The 16840-nt window shown below is 70.4% G+C and carries 17 protein-coding genes; 9 read left to right on the top strand and 8 right to left on the bottom strand.

Features of this window, described 5'->3' with window-relative positions; all coding sequences use genetic code 11:
• The first annotated feature begins 85 nt into the window (after positions 1 to 85).
• Positions 86 to 1522: a type VII secretion integral membrane protein EccD gene (gene eccD / locus AB0M54_RS04625; RefSeq protein ID WP_364313088.1), complete on the top strand. Its 1437-nt coding sequence runs from the start codon at positions 86 to 88 to the stop codon at positions 1520 to 1522.
• A gap of 68 nt (positions 1523 to 1590) precedes the next feature.
• Here eccD and AB0M54_RS04620 read toward each other — a convergent pair whose 3' ends face one another.
• Together AB0M54_RS04620 and AB0M54_RS04615 are read right to left on the bottom strand one after the other, a co-directional pair.
• Positions 1591 to 2094 (bottom strand): inorganic diphosphatase, encoded by a 504-nt coding sequence (locus AB0M54_RS04620; protein ID WP_364313091.1) that lies wholly within the window; start codon positions 2092 to 2094, stop codon positions 1591 to 1593.
• 237 nt (positions 2095 to 2331) lie between these two features.
• Complete coding sequence (locus AB0M54_RS04615) at positions 2332 to 2820, bottom strand: hypothetical protein (protein WP_364469066.1); 489 nt, start codon at positions 2818 to 2820, stop codon at positions 2332 to 2334.
• A gap of 114 nt (positions 2821 to 2934) precedes the next feature.
• Here AB0M54_RS04615 and dacB point away from each other — a divergent pair, with 114 nt between their 5' ends.
• From dacB to AB0M54_RS04580, 7 genes are all read left to right on the top strand, one after another.
• Positions 2935 to 4317, top strand: coding sequence for a D-alanyl-D-alanine carboxypeptidase/D-alanyl-D-alanine-endopeptidase (gene dacB, locus AB0M54_RS04610; protein WP_364469064.1), 1383 nt, complete (start codon positions 2935 to 2937; stop codon positions 4315 to 4317).
• Between the two features lie 54 nt (positions 4318 to 4371).
• Positions 4372 to 5430 (top strand): zinc-dependent metalloprotease, encoded by a 1059-nt coding sequence (locus AB0M54_RS04605; protein WP_364313099.1) that lies wholly within the window; start codon positions 4372 to 4374, stop codon positions 5428 to 5430.
• Entirely contained in the window at positions 5431 to 6381 is a 951-nt protein-coding gene (gene tilS / locus AB0M54_RS04600) for a tRNA lysidine(34) synthetase TilS (protein WP_364313102.1), read from the top strand. It begins immediately after the preceding gene.
• 106 nt (positions 6382 to 6487) lie between these two features.
• Positions 6488 to 7063, top strand: a complete 576-nt coding sequence (hpt, locus tag AB0M54_RS04595) for a hypoxanthine phosphoribosyltransferase (protein ID WP_364313105.1) — start codon at positions 6488 to 6490, stop codon at positions 7061 to 7063.
• Positions 7064 to 7287: 224 nt separating this feature from the next.
• Entirely contained in the window at positions 7288 to 9312 is a 2025-nt protein-coding gene (gene ftsH, locus AB0M54_RS04590) for an ATP-dependent zinc metalloprotease FtsH (protein ID WP_364313107.1), read from the top strand.
• Complete coding sequence (folE, locus tag AB0M54_RS04585) at positions 9312 to 9947, top strand: GTP cyclohydrolase I FolE (RefSeq protein WP_364469192.1); 636 nt, start codon at positions 9312 to 9314, stop codon at positions 9945 to 9947. Before ftsH ends, folE begins: the two co-directional genes overlap by 1 nt.
• Positions 9944 to 10342, top strand: coding sequence for a RidA family protein (locus tag AB0M54_RS04580; protein WP_364313110.1), 399 nt, complete (start codon positions 9944 to 9946; stop codon positions 10340 to 10342). The genes folE and AB0M54_RS04580 overlap by 4 nt, the downstream gene beginning before the upstream one ends.
• Before the next feature lie 20 nt (positions 10343 to 10362).
• On the opposite strand, the gene AB0M54_RS04575 is transcribed toward AB0M54_RS04580, so the two are convergent.
• Genes AB0M54_RS04575 through AB0M54_RS04565 form a run of 3 tightly spaced genes read right to left on the bottom strand, consistent with a single transcriptional unit; the run spans position 10363 to position 13522 of the window.
• Positions 10363 to 10623, bottom strand: a complete 261-nt coding sequence (locus AB0M54_RS04575; RefSeq protein ID WP_364313112.1) for a hypothetical protein — start codon at positions 10621 to 10623, stop codon at positions 10363 to 10365.
• Between the two features lie 11 nt (positions 10624 to 10634).
• Positions 10635 to 11306, bottom strand: coding sequence for a hypothetical protein (locus tag AB0M54_RS04570; RefSeq protein WP_364313115.1), 672 nt, complete (start codon positions 11304 to 11306; stop codon positions 10635 to 10637).
• Positions 11303 to 13522, bottom strand: a complete 2220-nt coding sequence (locus tag AB0M54_RS04565) for an FtsK/SpoIIIE domain-containing protein (RefSeq protein WP_364469190.1) — start codon at positions 13520 to 13522, stop codon at positions 11303 to 11305. Before AB0M54_RS04565 ends, AB0M54_RS04570 begins: the two co-directional genes overlap by 4 nt.
• A gap of 614 nt (positions 13523 to 14136) precedes the next feature.
• Between AB0M54_RS04565 and AB0M54_RS04560 the strand changes: the two genes are divergently transcribed.
• Entirely contained in the window at positions 14137 to 14574 is a 438-nt protein-coding gene (locus AB0M54_RS04560; protein ID WP_364469062.1) for a hypothetical protein, read from the top strand.
• 4 nt (positions 14575 to 14578) lie between these two features.
• Here the strand turns inward: AB0M54_RS04560 and AB0M54_RS04555 are convergent, their stop codons facing one another.
• The 3 genes from AB0M54_RS04555 to AB0M54_RS04545 are packed head-to-tail and all read right to left on the bottom strand — an operon-like array spanning position 14579 to position 16793.
• Positions 14579 to 15172 carry a hypothetical protein gene (locus AB0M54_RS04555; RefSeq protein WP_364469060.1) on the bottom strand — a complete coding sequence of 198 codons (594 nt, stop codon included), beginning with the start codon at positions 15170 to 15172 and terminating at the stop codon, positions 14579 to 14581.
• 11 nt (positions 15173 to 15183) lie between these two features.
• Entirely contained in the window at positions 15184 to 16299 is a 1116-nt protein-coding gene (locus tag AB0M54_RS04550) for a M23 family metallopeptidase (protein ID WP_364469058.1), read from the bottom strand.
• A complete protein-coding gene (locus tag AB0M54_RS04545; protein WP_364469056.1) occupies positions 16296 to 16793 on the bottom strand; it encodes a hypothetical protein in 498 nt (165 codons plus the stop codon). Before AB0M54_RS04545 ends, AB0M54_RS04550 begins: the two co-directional genes overlap by 4 nt.
• Between the last annotated feature and the right edge of the window lie 47 nt (positions 16794 to 16840).

Below are 16840 nucleotides of genomic sequence, written 5' to 3'. Positions count from 1 at the left end.
TCCACAGGCGGGCATCGCGCCGCGCCCAGGATAGGTAAAGTCCCCTCCGTTCCGCAGCACCGCTGCCTGTCGATGGGTTTCATTCATGAGTGTCGGTCTGGCGCGAATCACGATCAGCGCTCCGCAACGTCGCGTCGATGTGGCGCTGCCCGAGCATGTCCCGCTCGCCGAGCTGCTGCCCGAGGTGCTGCGCCACGCCGGCGAGGGCCTGGCCGACGACGGCGAGCGCCACGGCGGCTGGCTGCTCCGGCGCACCGACGGCGTGCCCCTGGCCACCGCGCAGGGCCTGTTTCCCCAGGGTGTGCGCGACGGCGAGGTGCTCCATCTGGTGCCCGCCCGCGACGACTGGCCCGAGCTCGAGTACGACGACGTGGTCGAGGCGATCGCCGATGGCGCCCGCCGCCGCGGCACGGTCTGGACGCCCGCCTCGACCCGCACGGCGACCGTGCTCAGCGGCGCCCTGCTGCTCGGCCTGGGCCTGATCGCGGTGCTCGCGGCCGGTCCGGCGTGGGCCGGTTCGGCCTATGTGGGGCTCGGCGTCGGCCTGCTTCTCGCGCTCGCCGGGGTGACGGCTTCTCGGGCGTACGGGGACGCGCGAGCCGGCACGGCCCTCGGCGCGTGTGCGATGCCGTACGCGTTCGCCGGCGGCGCCGTCCTCGTCTCGTCCGGCGCCGGCGACCGCGTGGGCATGTTCGCCCTGCTCCCGTGGCTGGGCGGGGCCGAGCTGCTGACCGGCTCGGTGGCGTTGCTGCTGGTCGCGGCGCTCGGCGGCATCGGGGTGGCGGCCGGCCTGCGGGTCTTCGCCGCCGGTGGCCTGGTCGGCCTGCTCGCCGCGGCGACCGCGCTGATCAGCATCTGGTCGTCCGCCGCGGCCGGCGCCGCGGTGCTGATCTCGATCCTGGTCTGCGGCATCGGCCTGATCCCGCTGCTCGCGATCCGGTTCGGCAAGGTGCCGATGCCGCCGGTCACGCTGCCCACCGGCAGCGGCGCCGAGGGCTTCACCGCGGCACAGACCGCGGGCGCCGCCGACCTGGCCCGCGAGCGTCCCGACCGGGCGACCGTGTTCGCGGCGGTGACCCGCACCGAGGAGCTGCTGGCCGGCATGCTGCTCGGCCACGCGATCCTGGCCGCCGGGGCGTTCGTCGTGCTGGCAAGTGCCGGCAGCCTCTCGGCCCGCATCCTCACCACGGTGGCGGCGGCCGCGCTGCTGCTGCGCTCACGCCTGTTCGTGACCCTGCGGCAGCGGGTGCCACTGATCTGCGCGGGCATGTTCGGGGTGGCCGCCCTCGGCGTCGACCTGCTGACCGGCGCCAGCACCCCGGTGCGCCTGGGCGTCAGCGCCGCCGCGGTCATCCTCGCGTTGTCCACGATGGCGGCGGGCGCCACCTATTCCCGCAAACCGCCGTCGCCCTACCTCGGCCGCGCCGCCGACCTGGTCGACACCCTGGTCGTGGTCTCGGTGATCCCGGTCGCCTGCGCGGTGGCCGGCCTCTACGACGCGGTCACCAACATCTCCTTCTGACCGCCCTGATGCCGACGGCCGGCCTTCCGCGCTGCGGAGGCCGGCCGTCCGGGCTGAGTTTGGGCTGGTCAGTGGCCGTCGGGGCCATGTTCGAGGGCTTCGGCGCGCTTGAACGACGCGCGGATCTCCTCTTCGGCCTCGACGCGGCCGGTCCAGGTGGCGCCCTCGACCGACTTACCGGGCTCGAGGTCCTTGTACACCGTGAAGAAGTGCTGGATCTCCATGCGGTCGAACTCACCCAGGTGGTGGATGTCGCGCAGATGTTCCTGGCGCGGGTCTTCATAGGGGACGCAGAGGACCTTGTCGTCGCGGCCCTTCTCGTCGGTCATCCGGTACATGCCGATCGCCCGGGCGCGGACCAGGCAGCCGGGGAACGTCGGTTCCTGGATCAGGACCAGGGCGTCGAGCGGATCGCCATCCTGACCGAGGGTGCCCTCGATGAAGCCGTAGTCGGCCGGGTACTGCGTCGCGGTGAACAGTGTGCGGTCCAGCCGGATGCGGCCGGTCTTGTGGTCGACCTCGTACTTGTTGCGCTGACCCTTGGGGATCTCAACCAGAACGTCGAAATCCATGCTGTGCTCCCTCGGTCGTCTTGCCGGGCGTGTGTAAGCCCTATCACGATGCGCGCGGGCGAACTCGCGCTCGGCAAGATCCGCGCGCCGCGATGTGCGGGATTTCAGTAGTCTCCCCTAAGTCTGACGCCGCGAACGAGGGAGGGGCCGGTGGGGAGGGAAGACTCACATAGAGGACGGGCATCGGTGCCCGCAAACCCTCCCGAGACGGGCTCGGACGCGCCGGCGACCCACCAGTCACCACCGGCCCAGCAGGCACAATCCGCGGAATCGGGCGTCGGGCAGCCCGGTCGGGGCCAGGCCATGGCGCCGGCCGCGACGGGTGACGGGGACGACCAGGGTGACGGCCGGCGCGAGGACGGCGCCGGGCCGGGCGGGCCGGAAAGGGCTTCGGAATTGGCACGGGGTGGAACGGCGCCTGAGGGCGCCCGGGGTTCGGCGCGCGTCGGTCCGCCGGCCGAGAGCGAGCAGGGCGCGGGTACGCCGCCACAGCCGGCCGCCGCGAGCCCGCAGCCCCCGGGTGCAGAGCCGCAGCCCCCGGGTGCAGAGCCGCAGGCTCCGGGCGTCGGGCCGCAGGCTTCGGCGGCCGCGGCGGGCGCGGAGGAGGCCGTCGGGGGATTGCGGCCGGCGGTGGGACGGGTCAGTGTTTCGCGGCCGGTCGGGATTGACCGGGCCGGCGCGGGCGCGGGTGGGCCGGGCGGGGGACCGGCCGATGGGCCGGGACAACCCGCAGGTGGCCCACCGGGCGGGAGCGGGCAGCCGGCCGGTTCGGTGAGCGCGGGACCGTCTTCCGCTCGGCGTATCTTATGGGTTTCCGGGTTGTTGGTGTTGATCTTGGTCGTGGGGCTCGGAGCGGGCGCCTTCATCATGCGGCCGGGGCCGATCGCGGGGTGGCTCGCGGACAAGCCGGCGCCGACGCCCTCGGCGACCCTCCCGCCCGAGCCGACGCCCACGCCGGTGCTGGCCGCGGCGGGCGAGGTCGGCACGGCGCCCACCGCGGCCGGCGTCCAGAAGGCGATCGGCAGCCTGGTCACGGCGCCGGCGTTGGGCTCCCGGGTCCGCGTCTCGGTGGTCGACGCGGCGACCGGCGCGACGCTGTTCTCCCGGGACGCGGCCACCCCGGCCACCCCGGCCTCGACGACCAAGCTGGTCACCGCCGCGACCGTGCTCGCCGCGCGCGGCCCGGCCTACCGGCTGACCACCCGCGCGGTGGCCGGCGCCAAGCCTGGTCAGGTGGTGCTGATCGGCGGCGGCGACCCGTCGCTGGCGGCCAACGCGAAGGGCCAGTTCCCGGGCGCGGCCCGGCTGGACAAGCTCGCCGCCCAGGTCAAACGGGCGATGGGCGACACACCGGTCACCCAGGTCGTGATCGACACGTCGCTGTTCACCGGGCCGACCACGGCCAAGGGCTGGACCGGCACGATCATCGCGCCCGAGGGGCAGGTCTCGGCGATCATGCCGCTGATGATCAACGGCGGGCGTCGGCAGCCGGTGCACCGCGAGGCCGGCGGCGATCCGCGGTCGTCGGATCCGGCGCTGGCGGCGGGGCAGGCGTTCGCGAGGCAGCTCAAGGTGAAGGCGGCCGTGGTTCGTGGCACGGCGCCGTCCAGCGCGGGCGGGGCCTCGTCGGCGCCCCCGATCACCCTGGAGCCGGGCACCGAGCTGGGCCAGGTGCAGTCGCCGCCGCTGGTGCACGTCGTGGACTGGATGCTGGAGCAGTCCGACAACACCATCGCCGAGGTGCTGTCCCGGCAGGTGGCGCTGGCCGCGGGGGAGCCGGCCACGTTCGACGGGTCGACCCGGGCGATGATCGCCAAGCTGACCGAGCTGGGCCTGCCGGCCGACCGGATCAAGCTCTCCGACGCCAGCGGGCTGTCGCGGCTCAACCAGATCAGCCCGGCGCTGCTCACCCAGCTGCTGGCGCTGGCGGCCAAGGGCGACCACCCGGCGCTGACGCCGATGTTCGGCGGGCTGCCGGTGGCCGGCTGGTCGGGCACGCTGCGGACCCGGTTCGTGACGCCGGCGCCGAACCGGGCCGGTCAGGGGCTGGTCCGGGCCAAGACCGGGTCGCTGAGCGGGGTGAACACGATCGCCGGTCAGCTCGTCACCAAGGACGGGCGGCTGCTGGTCTTCGCGATCATGGCCGATAAGAGCGGCGAATCGACGTCGGCGCGGCAGGCCCTGGACAAGATCGCCACCCGACTGGTCGCCTGCGGCTGCTGATCTCGGGGTTTGTTCAGGGGCCACCGGCTGGTGAGCCGCGAGTACTGTCGATTCATGGCGCAGTTCGTTGACTGGGATCTGGCCGCCGCGACCGCGGGGGCGTTGTCCAAATCCGGCCCCGCGGTCTCCTATGAGGAAGCCATGCAGGTGGTGACCCAGCTGCGTGAGCTGACCGACGAGGCGGCCGGTCACGTGGCCGACTACACGGGGCTGACCTCGCAGGTCGAGGTTCCGCCGGTCCAGGTGGTCGACCGCAAGGACTGGGCGGCGGTGAACATCGCGGGCCTGCGACAGGTGATCAGCCCGCTGGTCACCCGGCTCTCCGGCGACCGGCAACCGGGCGGGGTGGCCGACGCGATCGGCTCCCGGGTCACCGGTGTGCAGGCCGGCACGGTGCTGGCCTATCTCTCCGGCCGGGTCCTCGGGCAGTACGAGGTGTTCTCCGGCGAGCCCGGCCAGCTCCTGCTGAACGCGCCGAACATCGTCGAGGTCGAGCGCAAGCTCGATGCCGACCCGCGCGACTTCCGGCTCTGGGTCTGCCTGCACGAGGTGACCCACCGCACCCAGTTCACCGCGGTCCCGTGGATGCGCGGCTACTTCCTGGGCGAGGTGCAGGCCTTCGTCGACGCCTCACAGAGCGGCGGCGAACACATCCTGGAGCGGCTGCGGCGCGGCGTGGCCACGCTGTCCGACGCCCTGCGCGACCCCGACAGCCGGTCCTCGGTGCTCGACATCGTGCAGACGCCGGCCCAGAAGGCGGTGCTCGACCGGCTGACCGCGCTGATGACGTTGCTCGAGGGGCACGCCGAGTTCGTCATGGATGGCGTCGGCCCCGAGGTCATCCCGAGCGTGGAGTCGATCCGGGCCAAGTTCAACCGGCGCCGCGAGACCGGCAACCCGCTGGAGAAGGCGATCCGCCGGGTGCTGGGCATTGAGGTCAAGATGCGGCAGTACGCCGAGGGCCGCAAGTTCGTGCACGGCGCGGTCGAGCGGGTCGGCATGGCCGGCTTCAACAAGATCTTCGAGTCGCCGCTGACTCTGCCGCGGCTCGACGAACTGGGCGACCCGGATGCCTGGGTGGCCCGGGTGCACGGCGGCGTCTCGGCGGGATAGGTGGCGTACCTTCCGGCGCCGGTCGCGGCCACCCGCCGGGCGGTCCGGGCGGCGCTGGCCGGGTTTCCGGCCGAGTCGCTGGTGCTGGTGGCCTGCTCGGGCGGGGCCGATTCGATGGCGCTGGCCGCGGCTTGTTCTTTCGTCGCGCCGCGGCTGGGTTTGCGGGCCGGGCTGGTGACTGTTGATCACGGACTCCAGGCCGGGTCGGCAGCGCGCGCGGCCGCAGTCGTGGCGTGGGCCTCGGGATTTTCGCCCGTTTTGTCGATGGAAGTCTGCGTCACCGGCCCCGGCGGGCCCGAAGCTGCCGCCCGAAATGCGCGATATGCGGCGCTGGAGGCGGCGGCCGAGGAGCACGGCGGCGCGGCGATCCTTCTCGGCCACACCCGCGATGACCAGGCCGAGACGGTGCTGCTGGCGCTGGCCCGGGGGGCCGGCCCGCGCGGGATGTCCGGGATGCCGGCTCGGCGTGGGCGGTTGCTGCGCCCGTTCCTCGGGGTGGCCCGCTCCGACACGCGGAAGGCCTGCGCGGCGCTCGGGCTCGAGATCTGGGACGACCCCCACAACCAGGATTCCGCGTACGCCCGCGCGCGCGTCCGCGCCGATCTGCTCCCCGCGCTGGTCGCCGCCCTGGGCCCGGCCGTGGTCGACAACCTGGCGCGTACGGCCGGCCAGCTCGCCGCCGACAACGCCGCCCTGGACGCGCTGGCCGCGGCCGAGGTCCACGACGAGCTCGAGGTGACCGACCTGTCCGTCCTGCCCGACGCGATCCGCACCCGGGTGCTCCACCAGTGGGCCCGGCGGCTGGGCGTCTCCGGCAGCGCGCTGTCCCACCGGCACGTCGCCGCGCTCGACGCCTTCGTCACCGACTGGCACGGCCAGGGTCCGGCCGCGTTACCGGGCGGGGTGCTGGTGGCCCGGCGGGAGGGACGCTTGAGGCGGGTCGACCTGTGACGGTCGACACCCCGTGTCACGACCGCCTCGGGTTTAGCCGGATTTGCGCTGGTCCGAGCAGTGACCCCGGCCGCCGCTCGCAACCTTCATCAGGCAGGCTAGGCGCATGGCAGACGGCTCCTGGTACGACGCCGACATCGACCACGTGATCCTCTCCGAGGAGCAGATCCGGGAGAAGACCGAGGAACTGGCCAAGCAGGTCTCGGCCGACTACGCCGGCGCCGACGGCGGGCTCCTGCTCGTCTGCGTGCTCAAGGGCGCGGTCATGTTCATGGCCGACTTCGCCCGGTCGCTGGGGCGGACGGGTCCGTCCGTCGAGATGGAGTTCATGGCGGTGTCGTCCTACGGCTCCGGAACCACCTCGTCGGGCGTGGTGCGCATCCTCAAGGACCTCGACCGCGACATCGCCGGCCGACACGTGGTGATCGTCGAAGACATCGTCGACTCCGGCCTCACCCTGTCCTGGCTGATGAAATACCTGCAGAGCCGCTCGCCGGCCAGCGTCGAGGTGGTCGCCCTGGTGCGTAAGCCCGACGCGGTCAAGGTCAGCATCCCGGTGAAGTACATCGGCTTCGACATCCCGAACGAGTTCGTCGTCGGGTACGGGCTCGACTTCGCCGAGCGGTACCGCGAACTGCCCTACATCGGGGTGCTGAAGCCGGACGTGTACGCCCGTAGCTGAACGGGTTCCTCAGCGTCTTCTCAGGAATGCGGCGATTCGCCCGGTTTTCAGCGTCCTAGGGGGTAAACGGTCGGTGTCGGGCGGGTGGGCTCACGGAGTCGTGACCGGCACCCACGGTGTACCGTCGAGTGACCAATGGCGTAGCCCCACGCTCGCCGGAGCAAGTCAGGTGACCAGGACGCCGATCAGGAGGGTCCGGGCGCGCTAATCGCCCGACAGACAGTATGGAACGTACGCGTTTCTTCCGCCGCCCGGTGGTCTGGATCAGTCTGGTGATCATCGGTGCGATTGCGCTGAGCTCAATCTTCACCAGTGGTCCGAGCTACCAGCGAGTTGACACGTCGGTCGCCCTCGAGCGGCTGAACCAGCCGGGCATAAAAAAGGTCCTGATCAAGGACAAAGAGCAGACACTGCAGATCGATCTGGTCTCCGACGAGCGATTCGCCGGCAAAGAGACCAAGCTGATCGAGACGCAGTATCCCTACGAGGCGAGCAACCAGATCCTGTCCGCCGTCCAGCAGGCCAAGGCCGCCGGGCGCGTCCAGGAGAACTTCAACGTCACCGTCTCGGGCGACAGCATCCTGCTCAGTCTGCTGGTCAACCTCCTACCGATCGCGATCCTGGTGATCCTGCTGCTGCTGTTCATGTCGCAGATGCAGGGCGGCGGGTCCCGGGTGCTCAACTTCGGCAAGTCCAAGGCGAAGATGATCACCAAGGACACTCCGAAGACCACGTTCGCCGACGTGGCCGGTGCCGATGAGGCGGTCCAGGAGCTCTACGAGATCAAGGACTTCCTGCAGAACCCGGCCAAATACCAGGCTCTCGGCGCCAAGATCCCCAAGGGTGTGCTGCTGTTCGGCTCGCCCGGAACCGGTAAGACGCTGCTGGCCCGCGCGGTCGCCGGCGAGGCCGGGGTGCCGTTCTACTCGATCTCCGGCTCCGACTTCGTCGAGATGTTCGTCGGTGTCGGCGCCAGCCGGGTCCGTGACCTGTTCGAGCAGGCCAAGGCCAACGCGCCGGCGATCGTCTTCGTCGACGAGATCGACGCCGTCGGCCGCCATCGCGGCGCCGGCATGGGTGGCGGTCACGACGAGCGCGAGCAGACGCTCAACCAGCTGCTGGTCGAGATGGACGGCTTCGACACCAAGGGCGGCGTGATCCTGATCGCGGCGACCAACCGGCCCGACATCCTCGACCCGGCGCTGCTGCGCCCGGGCCGCTTCGACCGGCAGATCCCGGTGGACAACCCGGACATGGAGGGCCGCAAGGCGATCCTCCGGGTGCACGCCAAGGGCAAGCCGTTCACCCCCGACGTCGACCTCGACGCGGTGGCCCGCCGGACGCCCGGGTTCTCCGGCGCCGACCTGGCCAACGTGATCAACGAGGCGGCGCTGCTCACGGCGCGTAACGAGAAGCGGGCGATCAGCAACTACTTCCTCGAGGAGTCGATCGACCGCGTCATCGCCGGCCCCGAGCGCAAGACCCGGGCGATGAGCGACAAGGAAAAGAAGATCACCGCGTACCACGAGGGCGGGCACGCGCTGGTGGCGTACGCGCTGCCACACTCCGCCCCGGTGCACAAGGTGACGATCCTGCCGCGCGGCCGCTCCCTGGGCCACACGCTGGTGCTGCCGACCGAGGACAAGTACACCCAGACCCGGGCCGAGATGATCGACACCTTGGCCTACGCCCTGGGTGGCCGGGCCGCCGAAGAACTCGTCTTCCACGAGCCCACCACCGGTGCCGGCAACGACATCGAGAAGGCCTCCGGGCTGGCCCGGGCCATGGTCACGCAGTACGGCATGAGCTCCAAGCTGGGCGCGGTCAAGTACGGCACCAGCGGTGACGAGCCCTTCATGGGTCGCAACATGGGCCACGAGAAGGACTACTCCGACTCGGTCGCCGCCGACATCGACGGCGAGGTCCGGGCGCTCATCGAGCTCGCGCACGACGAGGCGTGGGAGATCCTGGTGGAATACCGGGATGTCCTCGACGACATGGTGCTCGAGCTGATGGAGAAGGAAACCATCACCCAGGACGACATGAACCGCATCTGCGCCCGGGTGCAGAAGCGTCCTCCGATGGCTCCGTTCAACGGCTTCGGCAAGCGCCTGCCGTCCTCGGCGCCGCCGGTCCTCACCCCGTCCGAGCAGTCCGCGCTGAAGGCTCAGGCCGAGGCGGACGGCCAGGCAGCGGTCGGTCCCGGCCCTTCCGGCAACACCAGCAATGGCTCGGAAGGCGGCCACTGATCGGCGAGCTCGACTATCTCGCGGCGCGACTGGTCGACGGCAAGCTCAACGGGTCTCCCGTCGAGGACGCCGTCGACCTGCCGCGTATCGAGAACGCGGTCCGGGAGATCCTCATCGCGATCGGTGAGGACCCGGACCGTGACGGCCTCCAACGCACCCCGTCCCGGGTCGCGCGGGCCTACGCGGAACTCTTCGCCGGCCTGCGGGTCGACCCCTCCGTGGTGGTCACCACGACGTTCGAGGCCAACCACGAGGAACTCGTGCTGGTCCGCGACATCGAGGTCCAGAGCATGTGCGAGCACCACCTGCTGCCCTTCATCGGCAGCGCGCACATCGGCTACATCCCCGGCGTCGACGGCCGCATCACCGGCCTGTCCAAGCTGGCCCGCCTGGTCGAGGTGTTCGCCCGCCGCCCGCAGGTGCAGGAACGCCTCACCTCGGAGATCGCCGACCTGCTGATGAAGCAGCTGGCGGCGCGCGGCGTCATCGTGGTGCTGGAGTGCCGGCACCTGTGCATGGAAATGCGTGGCATCCGCAAGGTCGGCGCCCGTACCGTCACCTCGGCGGTCCGCGGCGCGTTCCAGCGCGACGGCAAGGTCCGCGCCGAAGCGATGGCTCTGATAAACGCGAGGTGACCTTGCTACATCGATCCAACCCACCAGGTCTGCACCAGCCGGACGGCTACTCGCACATCACCGTCTCCGACGCCGGCCGCATGATCCACTTTGCCGGTCAGTGTCCCCTCGACATCGACGACAAGGTGGTCGGCGACGACTTCCTTACCCAGACCGACCAGGTCATCTCCAACTGCCTGGCCGTCCTCGCGGCCGCCGAGGTCAGCGCCGCCGACGTGGTGCGATCCGTCGTCTACGTGGTCAGCACCGACAGCGACGACCTCGGGGCGGTCTGGCGCCGGCTGATGGCCTCGCCGCTGGCGCCGGCCTTCACCACGGCCAGCACCCTGCTCGGCGTCGCCGCCCTCGGCTACCGCGGCCAGCTCATCGAGGTCGACCTGACTGCTGTCGGTTAGGCCGGGTTATGAAACACGGCCTACACGATCATCCGGTAGGTGTTGCCGGAGTCGATCGCACCGCGGGCCAGCGTCGCCGCCTCGTCCAGCCGCATCCGGGCCTGCTCGAGCTGGGCAATGGCCGACGCCACGGACGGGTGGAACGACCCGATCGCCGTCATCCGGAGCAGCGTCAGCGCGTCATCGAGCTGCTGCGTCACATGCTGGATGCCGGTGACCGCCCGCTCCGCGCCGTCGACCGACGCGGCCACGTTCGCCTTGACCTCTTCGACACTGGCCACCGAGCCGCCCCCTAGTTCACGAACTGCAGCAGGCCGACGGCCATGCAGGTCAGCAGCACCGGCGTCAGGCACGCGACCACGCCGACCAGCGGGGTCCGGTCCACCTTCTCCGGGCCGCCGCCATAGACGAACCCGATCGTCACCCAGCCCATCCCGAACGCCAGCAGCGGCATGCTCAGCCCGCACAGCAGCGCGTAGGTGGGCACCGAGCCGGCCGGCGCCACCAGGTAGAGCACGATCTGCACGATCAGCACGGCGGCGGCGAACGGGCCGTAGACCAGCAGGTTCCGCGCCCACGGCCGCAGCGACGAGATCCGCTTGGCCGGCGAGTTCAGCATCGCCGCGTCGGCCGCATCCGCCGTACCCCGGGCCTGCCGCAACGCCGCCAGCACGGCGACCGGCCCACCGGCCATCGCGAGCACCTGGTCACCGGCCTGCGGCACCAGATCCTGATCGGGTACGCCGAACTCCTGCGCCAACCGGGCGCGCTGCGGTGCGAGCCGCGCGCGTACCCCCGAAAGCTCCTGCCTCGCGGCCTGCAGAGCCGCCGCCTGCTCACCCGCGGTGACGCTCGCCTCGCGCCGCACCGCGTCCAAGCGTTGCGCCGCGGCCAGATAGTCTGCCCACGGCCCATGGGCGGGCGTCTTCTGGGTCGGTATCTCGTGGGTCGTCGGCTCGGTCATCCGTCCGCCTCCGGCAGCACGAACGGCACCACGACATCGGACCGGTCGGTCTGCCGGTCGTAGAGCAGCGCCCGGTTCGCCCGCGGGTGCCAGTCGACCGTCCGTCCCAGCATCAGCGTGACGTCCTGCTGCGTGCAGTTCAGGAACAGCAGGCCGGCCACGTCTTCCCGGCCCATGCTGCCGCCCGTCTCCTCGGTGAACCGCCGGGTGCCCCGCCACCACGACAGCAGGTGCACGCCGCGGCTCGGTCCCTCACGCAACACCTGACGCAGCGACGGCAGCGTCCCCGGGCTGGCCGCGTCCATCCCGAACACCACCAGATAGCCCGGCTGCTCCAGGGTGAGCTGGGCGGCCAGGCCGGACGCGCCGACCGCCACCACCTCTTGCCGGTGGCCGATCTCCACCGCCAGGTCCTTGGCCAGCTCATCGCCTTCGGCGACCAGGGACGAGATGACAAAGCGGGCGGTACGCGGCGCGTGGAAGGCCGCCACGCTCAAGGCGGCGGCCTGCAACACCTCGGCGCCGTCCGGCCGCGACCCGAAGATTGCCAGGTGCCGCCCCGGGGACGCGTCCAGCGGGAACGACGCCGTCGACAGCTGCACGTCGATGGACCGGCCGACCAGCGCCGCCGGGCGGCCCGCGCGCCCGGCCAGCGCCGCGCGGTAGGTGGGGTCGTCGGCCAGGTGCTGCTGGGCGTACCCGGCGAAGATCCGCGGCGCCGGCGACTCGGGGTCACGGGCGCCCCACAGCTTGTGCCGCAGGTCGCTGAGCGCCTCTTTGTCGGCGTGCGGGTCGGGGAAGCGCACGATGCGTTCGTGGGCGCGGGTGGCGCCACGCGGGCCACCCAGGCCACCGGCGGTGTTCATCACCGCGGTGCCCAGGGCCAGGCCGGCCGCCGAGTCGTTGGTCGGCTCCAGCACGTCGCCGCCGCCCGGCAGGGCGACCCGTACCGGGAACTGGCCGAAGATCGAGTCACGCTTGGTGTAGAGCGCCTCCACGCCGAGCACGGTCTGGCTGGCCAGGACCAGATGGATGCCGTACGACCGGCCCTTGCGCGCCAGCGACTCAAGCAGGCCGACCGCCTCGGAGGCGATCGGATCGTTGCCGGACAGCAGCACCTGGAACTCGTCGATGACGCAGAGCACCCGGGGCAGCGACTTGCCCCGGCCCTCCTCGGCGGCCACCGCGCGCAGATCGGCGAACTTCGTCACACCGGCCCGCTTGTACGCCACCGACCGGCGGGTCATCTCGGCGTCCAGTTCACGCAGGACGGCCAGCCCGTACTCCCGGTCGGACTCGACACCGACCGCCCGCGCGTGGGGCAGCCAGGTGCGGTCGCGCTGGGTCGGCACGAATTCGGCGAACGAGACGCCTTCCTTGAAGTCGAGCAGGTAGAGGGCGAGCTCGGCCGGGCTGAACCGGGCGCACAACCCGTACAGCACGTTGATCAGGAAGGCCGTCTTGCCGGCGCCGGACCGGCCGCCGACCATCCAGTGTGGCGTCAGGTCGTTGAACTGGAGCATCACCGGGTTGTCGCCGGCCTGCCCGACCGGGGTGCTCAGCCCGTCGGCGGCGTCCCCCGCCCAGATCTCCTCGCCCGGTTCCGGCAGCAGATCGGCCAGCGTCACCTGGGCGGCCTGCGCCGAACTCGCGGCCAGCTCCTGGCAGACGGCGTCGATCAGGTGGGGCGGTGGGTCGTCGTCGAGGAACACCGGCACGTCGAAGAACCCGTCGACCCCGGCGGTGAACGCGCCGGCCGGGGTGTTGCCGATGCGTACATCCGGGTTGAGCAACGCGATCGCGGTCGAGTGAGGCAGCATCCCCTGCTGACTGTCGCCGGTGTTCTCCGGCGGCGGTGGCCAGCCCGCGACGATCAGGTGCAGTCCCGCCTCGGGCCCCTGCTGGGCCAGCAGCGCGATCTGGCTCAACTCGCCCCACGCGGTCGGCGGCAGGCTGGCGATGACCAGCAACATCACCTTGTCGCGGCGGCTGCGCCGAGACCCTTCACCCCGACGGGTACGAAGCCACTTCTGCACTTCGTTCAGGGTGTCCCGCAGCCCCGCCTGGTCGGTCGCCACCGGTTCCATCACGCCGGCGTCGGTCAGCGGCTCGAACGGCGCGAACACCGTTCCCCCACCCGCGCAGTCAACCGCCCGCAACAGCAACGACCCGGCCGGCGCCGCGGCCAGCAGCCGCAGCACGACGCTCCGCAGCATGCCGCCGACCCGGGCATCGCGCGCATCCTGGTCGATGGTCAGGTTGCCGGTCCCCAGCAGCGGAACAATCGCCGGGAACGTGGCATCGTCGAGTGGCTGCGCCACACCCACCCGCACGAACTGAGGCAGCCCAGCACCACCCAGCGGCGTATTGGCCGACCGAGCCTCCAGCGGCGCACCCAGCCACCCCGGGGCGAGCGCCTGCGCCGCGACCCGCAACTCTTCCGCCAGCGCATGCTGCTCACGCGGATCGGCCGCGGCCGGCCCTTGCGCGTCAAGCGCGGCGGCCGCCGCAGCGACGGTGGCCTCGGCCTGCCGGTGCAGGGCAGCGGCCTGATCGATCCGGGAACTCGATTCCGCCACCGCCTCACCTCCCTGTGTGCGCTCAAACCGTATCCCAGCCACGCCGCCGCTTCGCGTTCCGTAGCCCAAGCGCCTTCCGTGGCGCAGGTCGATCAATCCCCACACGCACTAAAGTCGACACCGTGCACCCACCGGAGCCCCCCACCCCCCCGGCGCAGCCACCCCCAGCCGCGCCTCCCCAGGGCGCCCCACCACCCCCACCCCCCGGCGTGCCGCCCCCCGCACCCGCCACACCTTCCCGAAACCGCCGCATGCGCCTCTTCCTGGCCATGGCAGCAGGCATCGTGGCGTTGCTCTGCCTGGGCGGCGTAGGCGTCTTCGTCTCCCTCTACGACGACGCAACCAAGATCAAGCGCACAGAGCCCGACGCGGTCGTCGACAGCTTCCTCGGCGCATACCTCGTGAATCGGGACGACGCCCAAGCCGATCTTTACGTCTGCAAATCGGGCGCGGACCTGTCGTCGTTGGCGGCCTATCGAACGACGATGACGAACATCGAACGAGACAAGAGCGTCGGTATCCGGGTCACTTGGTCGAGCCTCACGGTCGTCACCACGGGTGCTCGTCGCAATGTGACCACCGAGCTCACTCAGACGGCTACGGATGGCGCACGCCTCGGCGAGACCTGGTCCTTTGACCTGCAGGATCAGGACGGGTGGCGGGTGTGCGGCGCGGCGAAGGTCAGTTGATCGGTCATTCGACCCAGAGCTGGTTCACTGGAATCTCGAGCGTGCTTGGAGCCTTTCCAGACCAGCTCCATCGATACCATTCCAGCTCGGTGGTTACGCGCACGCAGACGTCGCCGTCCTCGCCAGCGTGGATCTCTGTTACGCCGCGAAGATCGCGCCGTTCGCCGCCGCCTTCCAGGATCTGAATGATTCGGCGTCCAGTGATGACGTCCGCGTCCAGAGCAGCCACCGGATTACGGCGCGGAGGACCGTCAAGTGAGACGAGGCGTGATGTTGCGTCGTCGCCGAGGCCGGCGGTACCGGCTAGCCCATACTCCTCGGCCCAGACTCGCTCAACGGGCACCATCGGTGCGAAGACCTCGGTCTGCTCGGCCTCGGCCCGGTACCACTCCGACTCGGACATCACGGGTACATAGGTTCGGCTGCCCTGGACGACCTTCTCGTCCGCGCGCATGTCCGCGCGCCATCCCATGCCGGGTAGGCCAACGAGAACTCGACGGCCGCGAAGTGAGCCGGCCATGGTGGCCGGCGTAGGCACAATCGGCCGTGGACCCTCGTGCTCCCAGCCTCCGGCTTGTCCTCCGAACGGGTCGGGCATGGGGCCGCCGCTCACTCGTCGCCTCCGAGGGGTGCGCCCTGTTCTCGCATGAAGCGGACCGGGTCGATCGCGCCGTTGCTCGTGCGGTCCTTGTTGAGATGTACCTCGAAGTGAAGGTGCGGTCCGGATGAGTTGCCGCTAGTGCCGACCCGACCGATAATCTCGCCGACGGTCACATCTTGGCCGACCGTGACGAACGGCCGCTGCACCATGTGGCAGTAGCGGGTCATCACGTCGTTGGCGTGCACAATCTCGACCATCCATCCGCAGCCACCCTTGCCTGGGTAACCATCGACGTTGCAACTACGCCGGCCGCGATGGTCTTCGTCGCACTTGACCACCGATACCGTTCCACTCGCCACTGCGGCGATTGGTGTGTAGCGCCCGACAATCAAGTCGACGCCTTGGTGTGTCGGGCGCTGCGGGGTGCGGAACCCAGACCCCACCATGGCCTTCAGCGGGATCGTATAGCCCGAGGCAGCCACCTGTCCGCCTGCCGCGCAGACCATCGCGATGGAATTCCCGACAGCGTTTGCCGCACCGTTCGCGAGCTGATTGACGATGATTGAGGCTACGGCCTCATGCTTGGCGTAGGCGTTGGGATAGGCGCTGCGTTGCACTTTTTGCGCGGCTTTGGTTAGCGGTAGCTTGTCCCAATTTCTAACAGTCTGTAGCTTCTCGTAGAACTTTCGGCTTGCATAGACCGGATCCTGGACCTGTGCCGGGGTACCCCACCCCGCACTCGGGCGTTGCTGGAAGAGGCCGAGGGAGTCGTGGTCGTTGGCTGCCCCTAGATTGCCGTAATTGTGGAGCGTCGACTCCTGCATTGCGGTGGCAACGGCGATTACCCAGGCACGCGGCGGCAGTTTGAGGTCCGCGCCGACATTAATGATGATCGCCGCGTTGCGGATCTGCTCAGGGCCATAGTCAGAAATCGATGGCATTTCGCCGTTCTCGTCTACCGGTCCGCCTTGACCGCAGCCGAGGGTGGAGAAGGCGTTGGTGTCGTCCTCGCGGCCCAACCCACCAATCAGGATCGCGCTGACGCTGCCACCACAACAGAGCAGGGCTAGCGTCGCGATGATGGCGATCAGGAGACCGATTCGGGACGGCCGAGGAATCCTCACGGCCCGTCCCAATCGATGGCGTTCACCAGCCATCTACCCTCGGGCGCGACCAGGCGAAGGGTCAGCCTCCCTGAGTCGGTCTCGATCACGGCGTCGAGCAGGTTCTCGCCAACCGGCACCAGCTTGGGCTGTCCGTTAACTCGGTCGGCGGGAACGTCGGCCGGATCGGTGCCGGCGAGATCCGCCGAAAGCTCCTTGGTCGCATTGGGCACCAAGCGATCACGCCACGTCTTGGACGACACGTTGCGATGATCCACCCACGCGCCGGCGAAGGCGTAGGCAACGGCCGCCGGTTGCGCGGTACCCGGGCTGGTGCGCGGCTGCGGAGGCGGCTCCGGCGAGATGACGCTGTCCTCGTCGTCGGGGTTCACACTCAGCCCGGGTTCCGGCGAGCTTGCGCCAATAGGTGCGCGCGTTGTCGTGTCAGAGCCGTCGGAGAAGACGCGGCCGATCCCCACCACTGCGAGCACGATGATCGCGAGGACGATCGCCACACCCCACCTCGACCTGAACAGCCCGGTGAGGCCACGTTCCAGCAAGC

Source organism: Actinoplanes sp. NPDC051470 (assembly GCF_040682035.1).
GTDB lineage: Bacteria > Actinomycetota > Actinomycetes > Mycobacteriales > Micromonosporaceae > Actinoplanes.
Note: the sequence above shows the minus strand (reverse complement) of the source record. Positions and strands in the feature narration are given on the sequence as shown.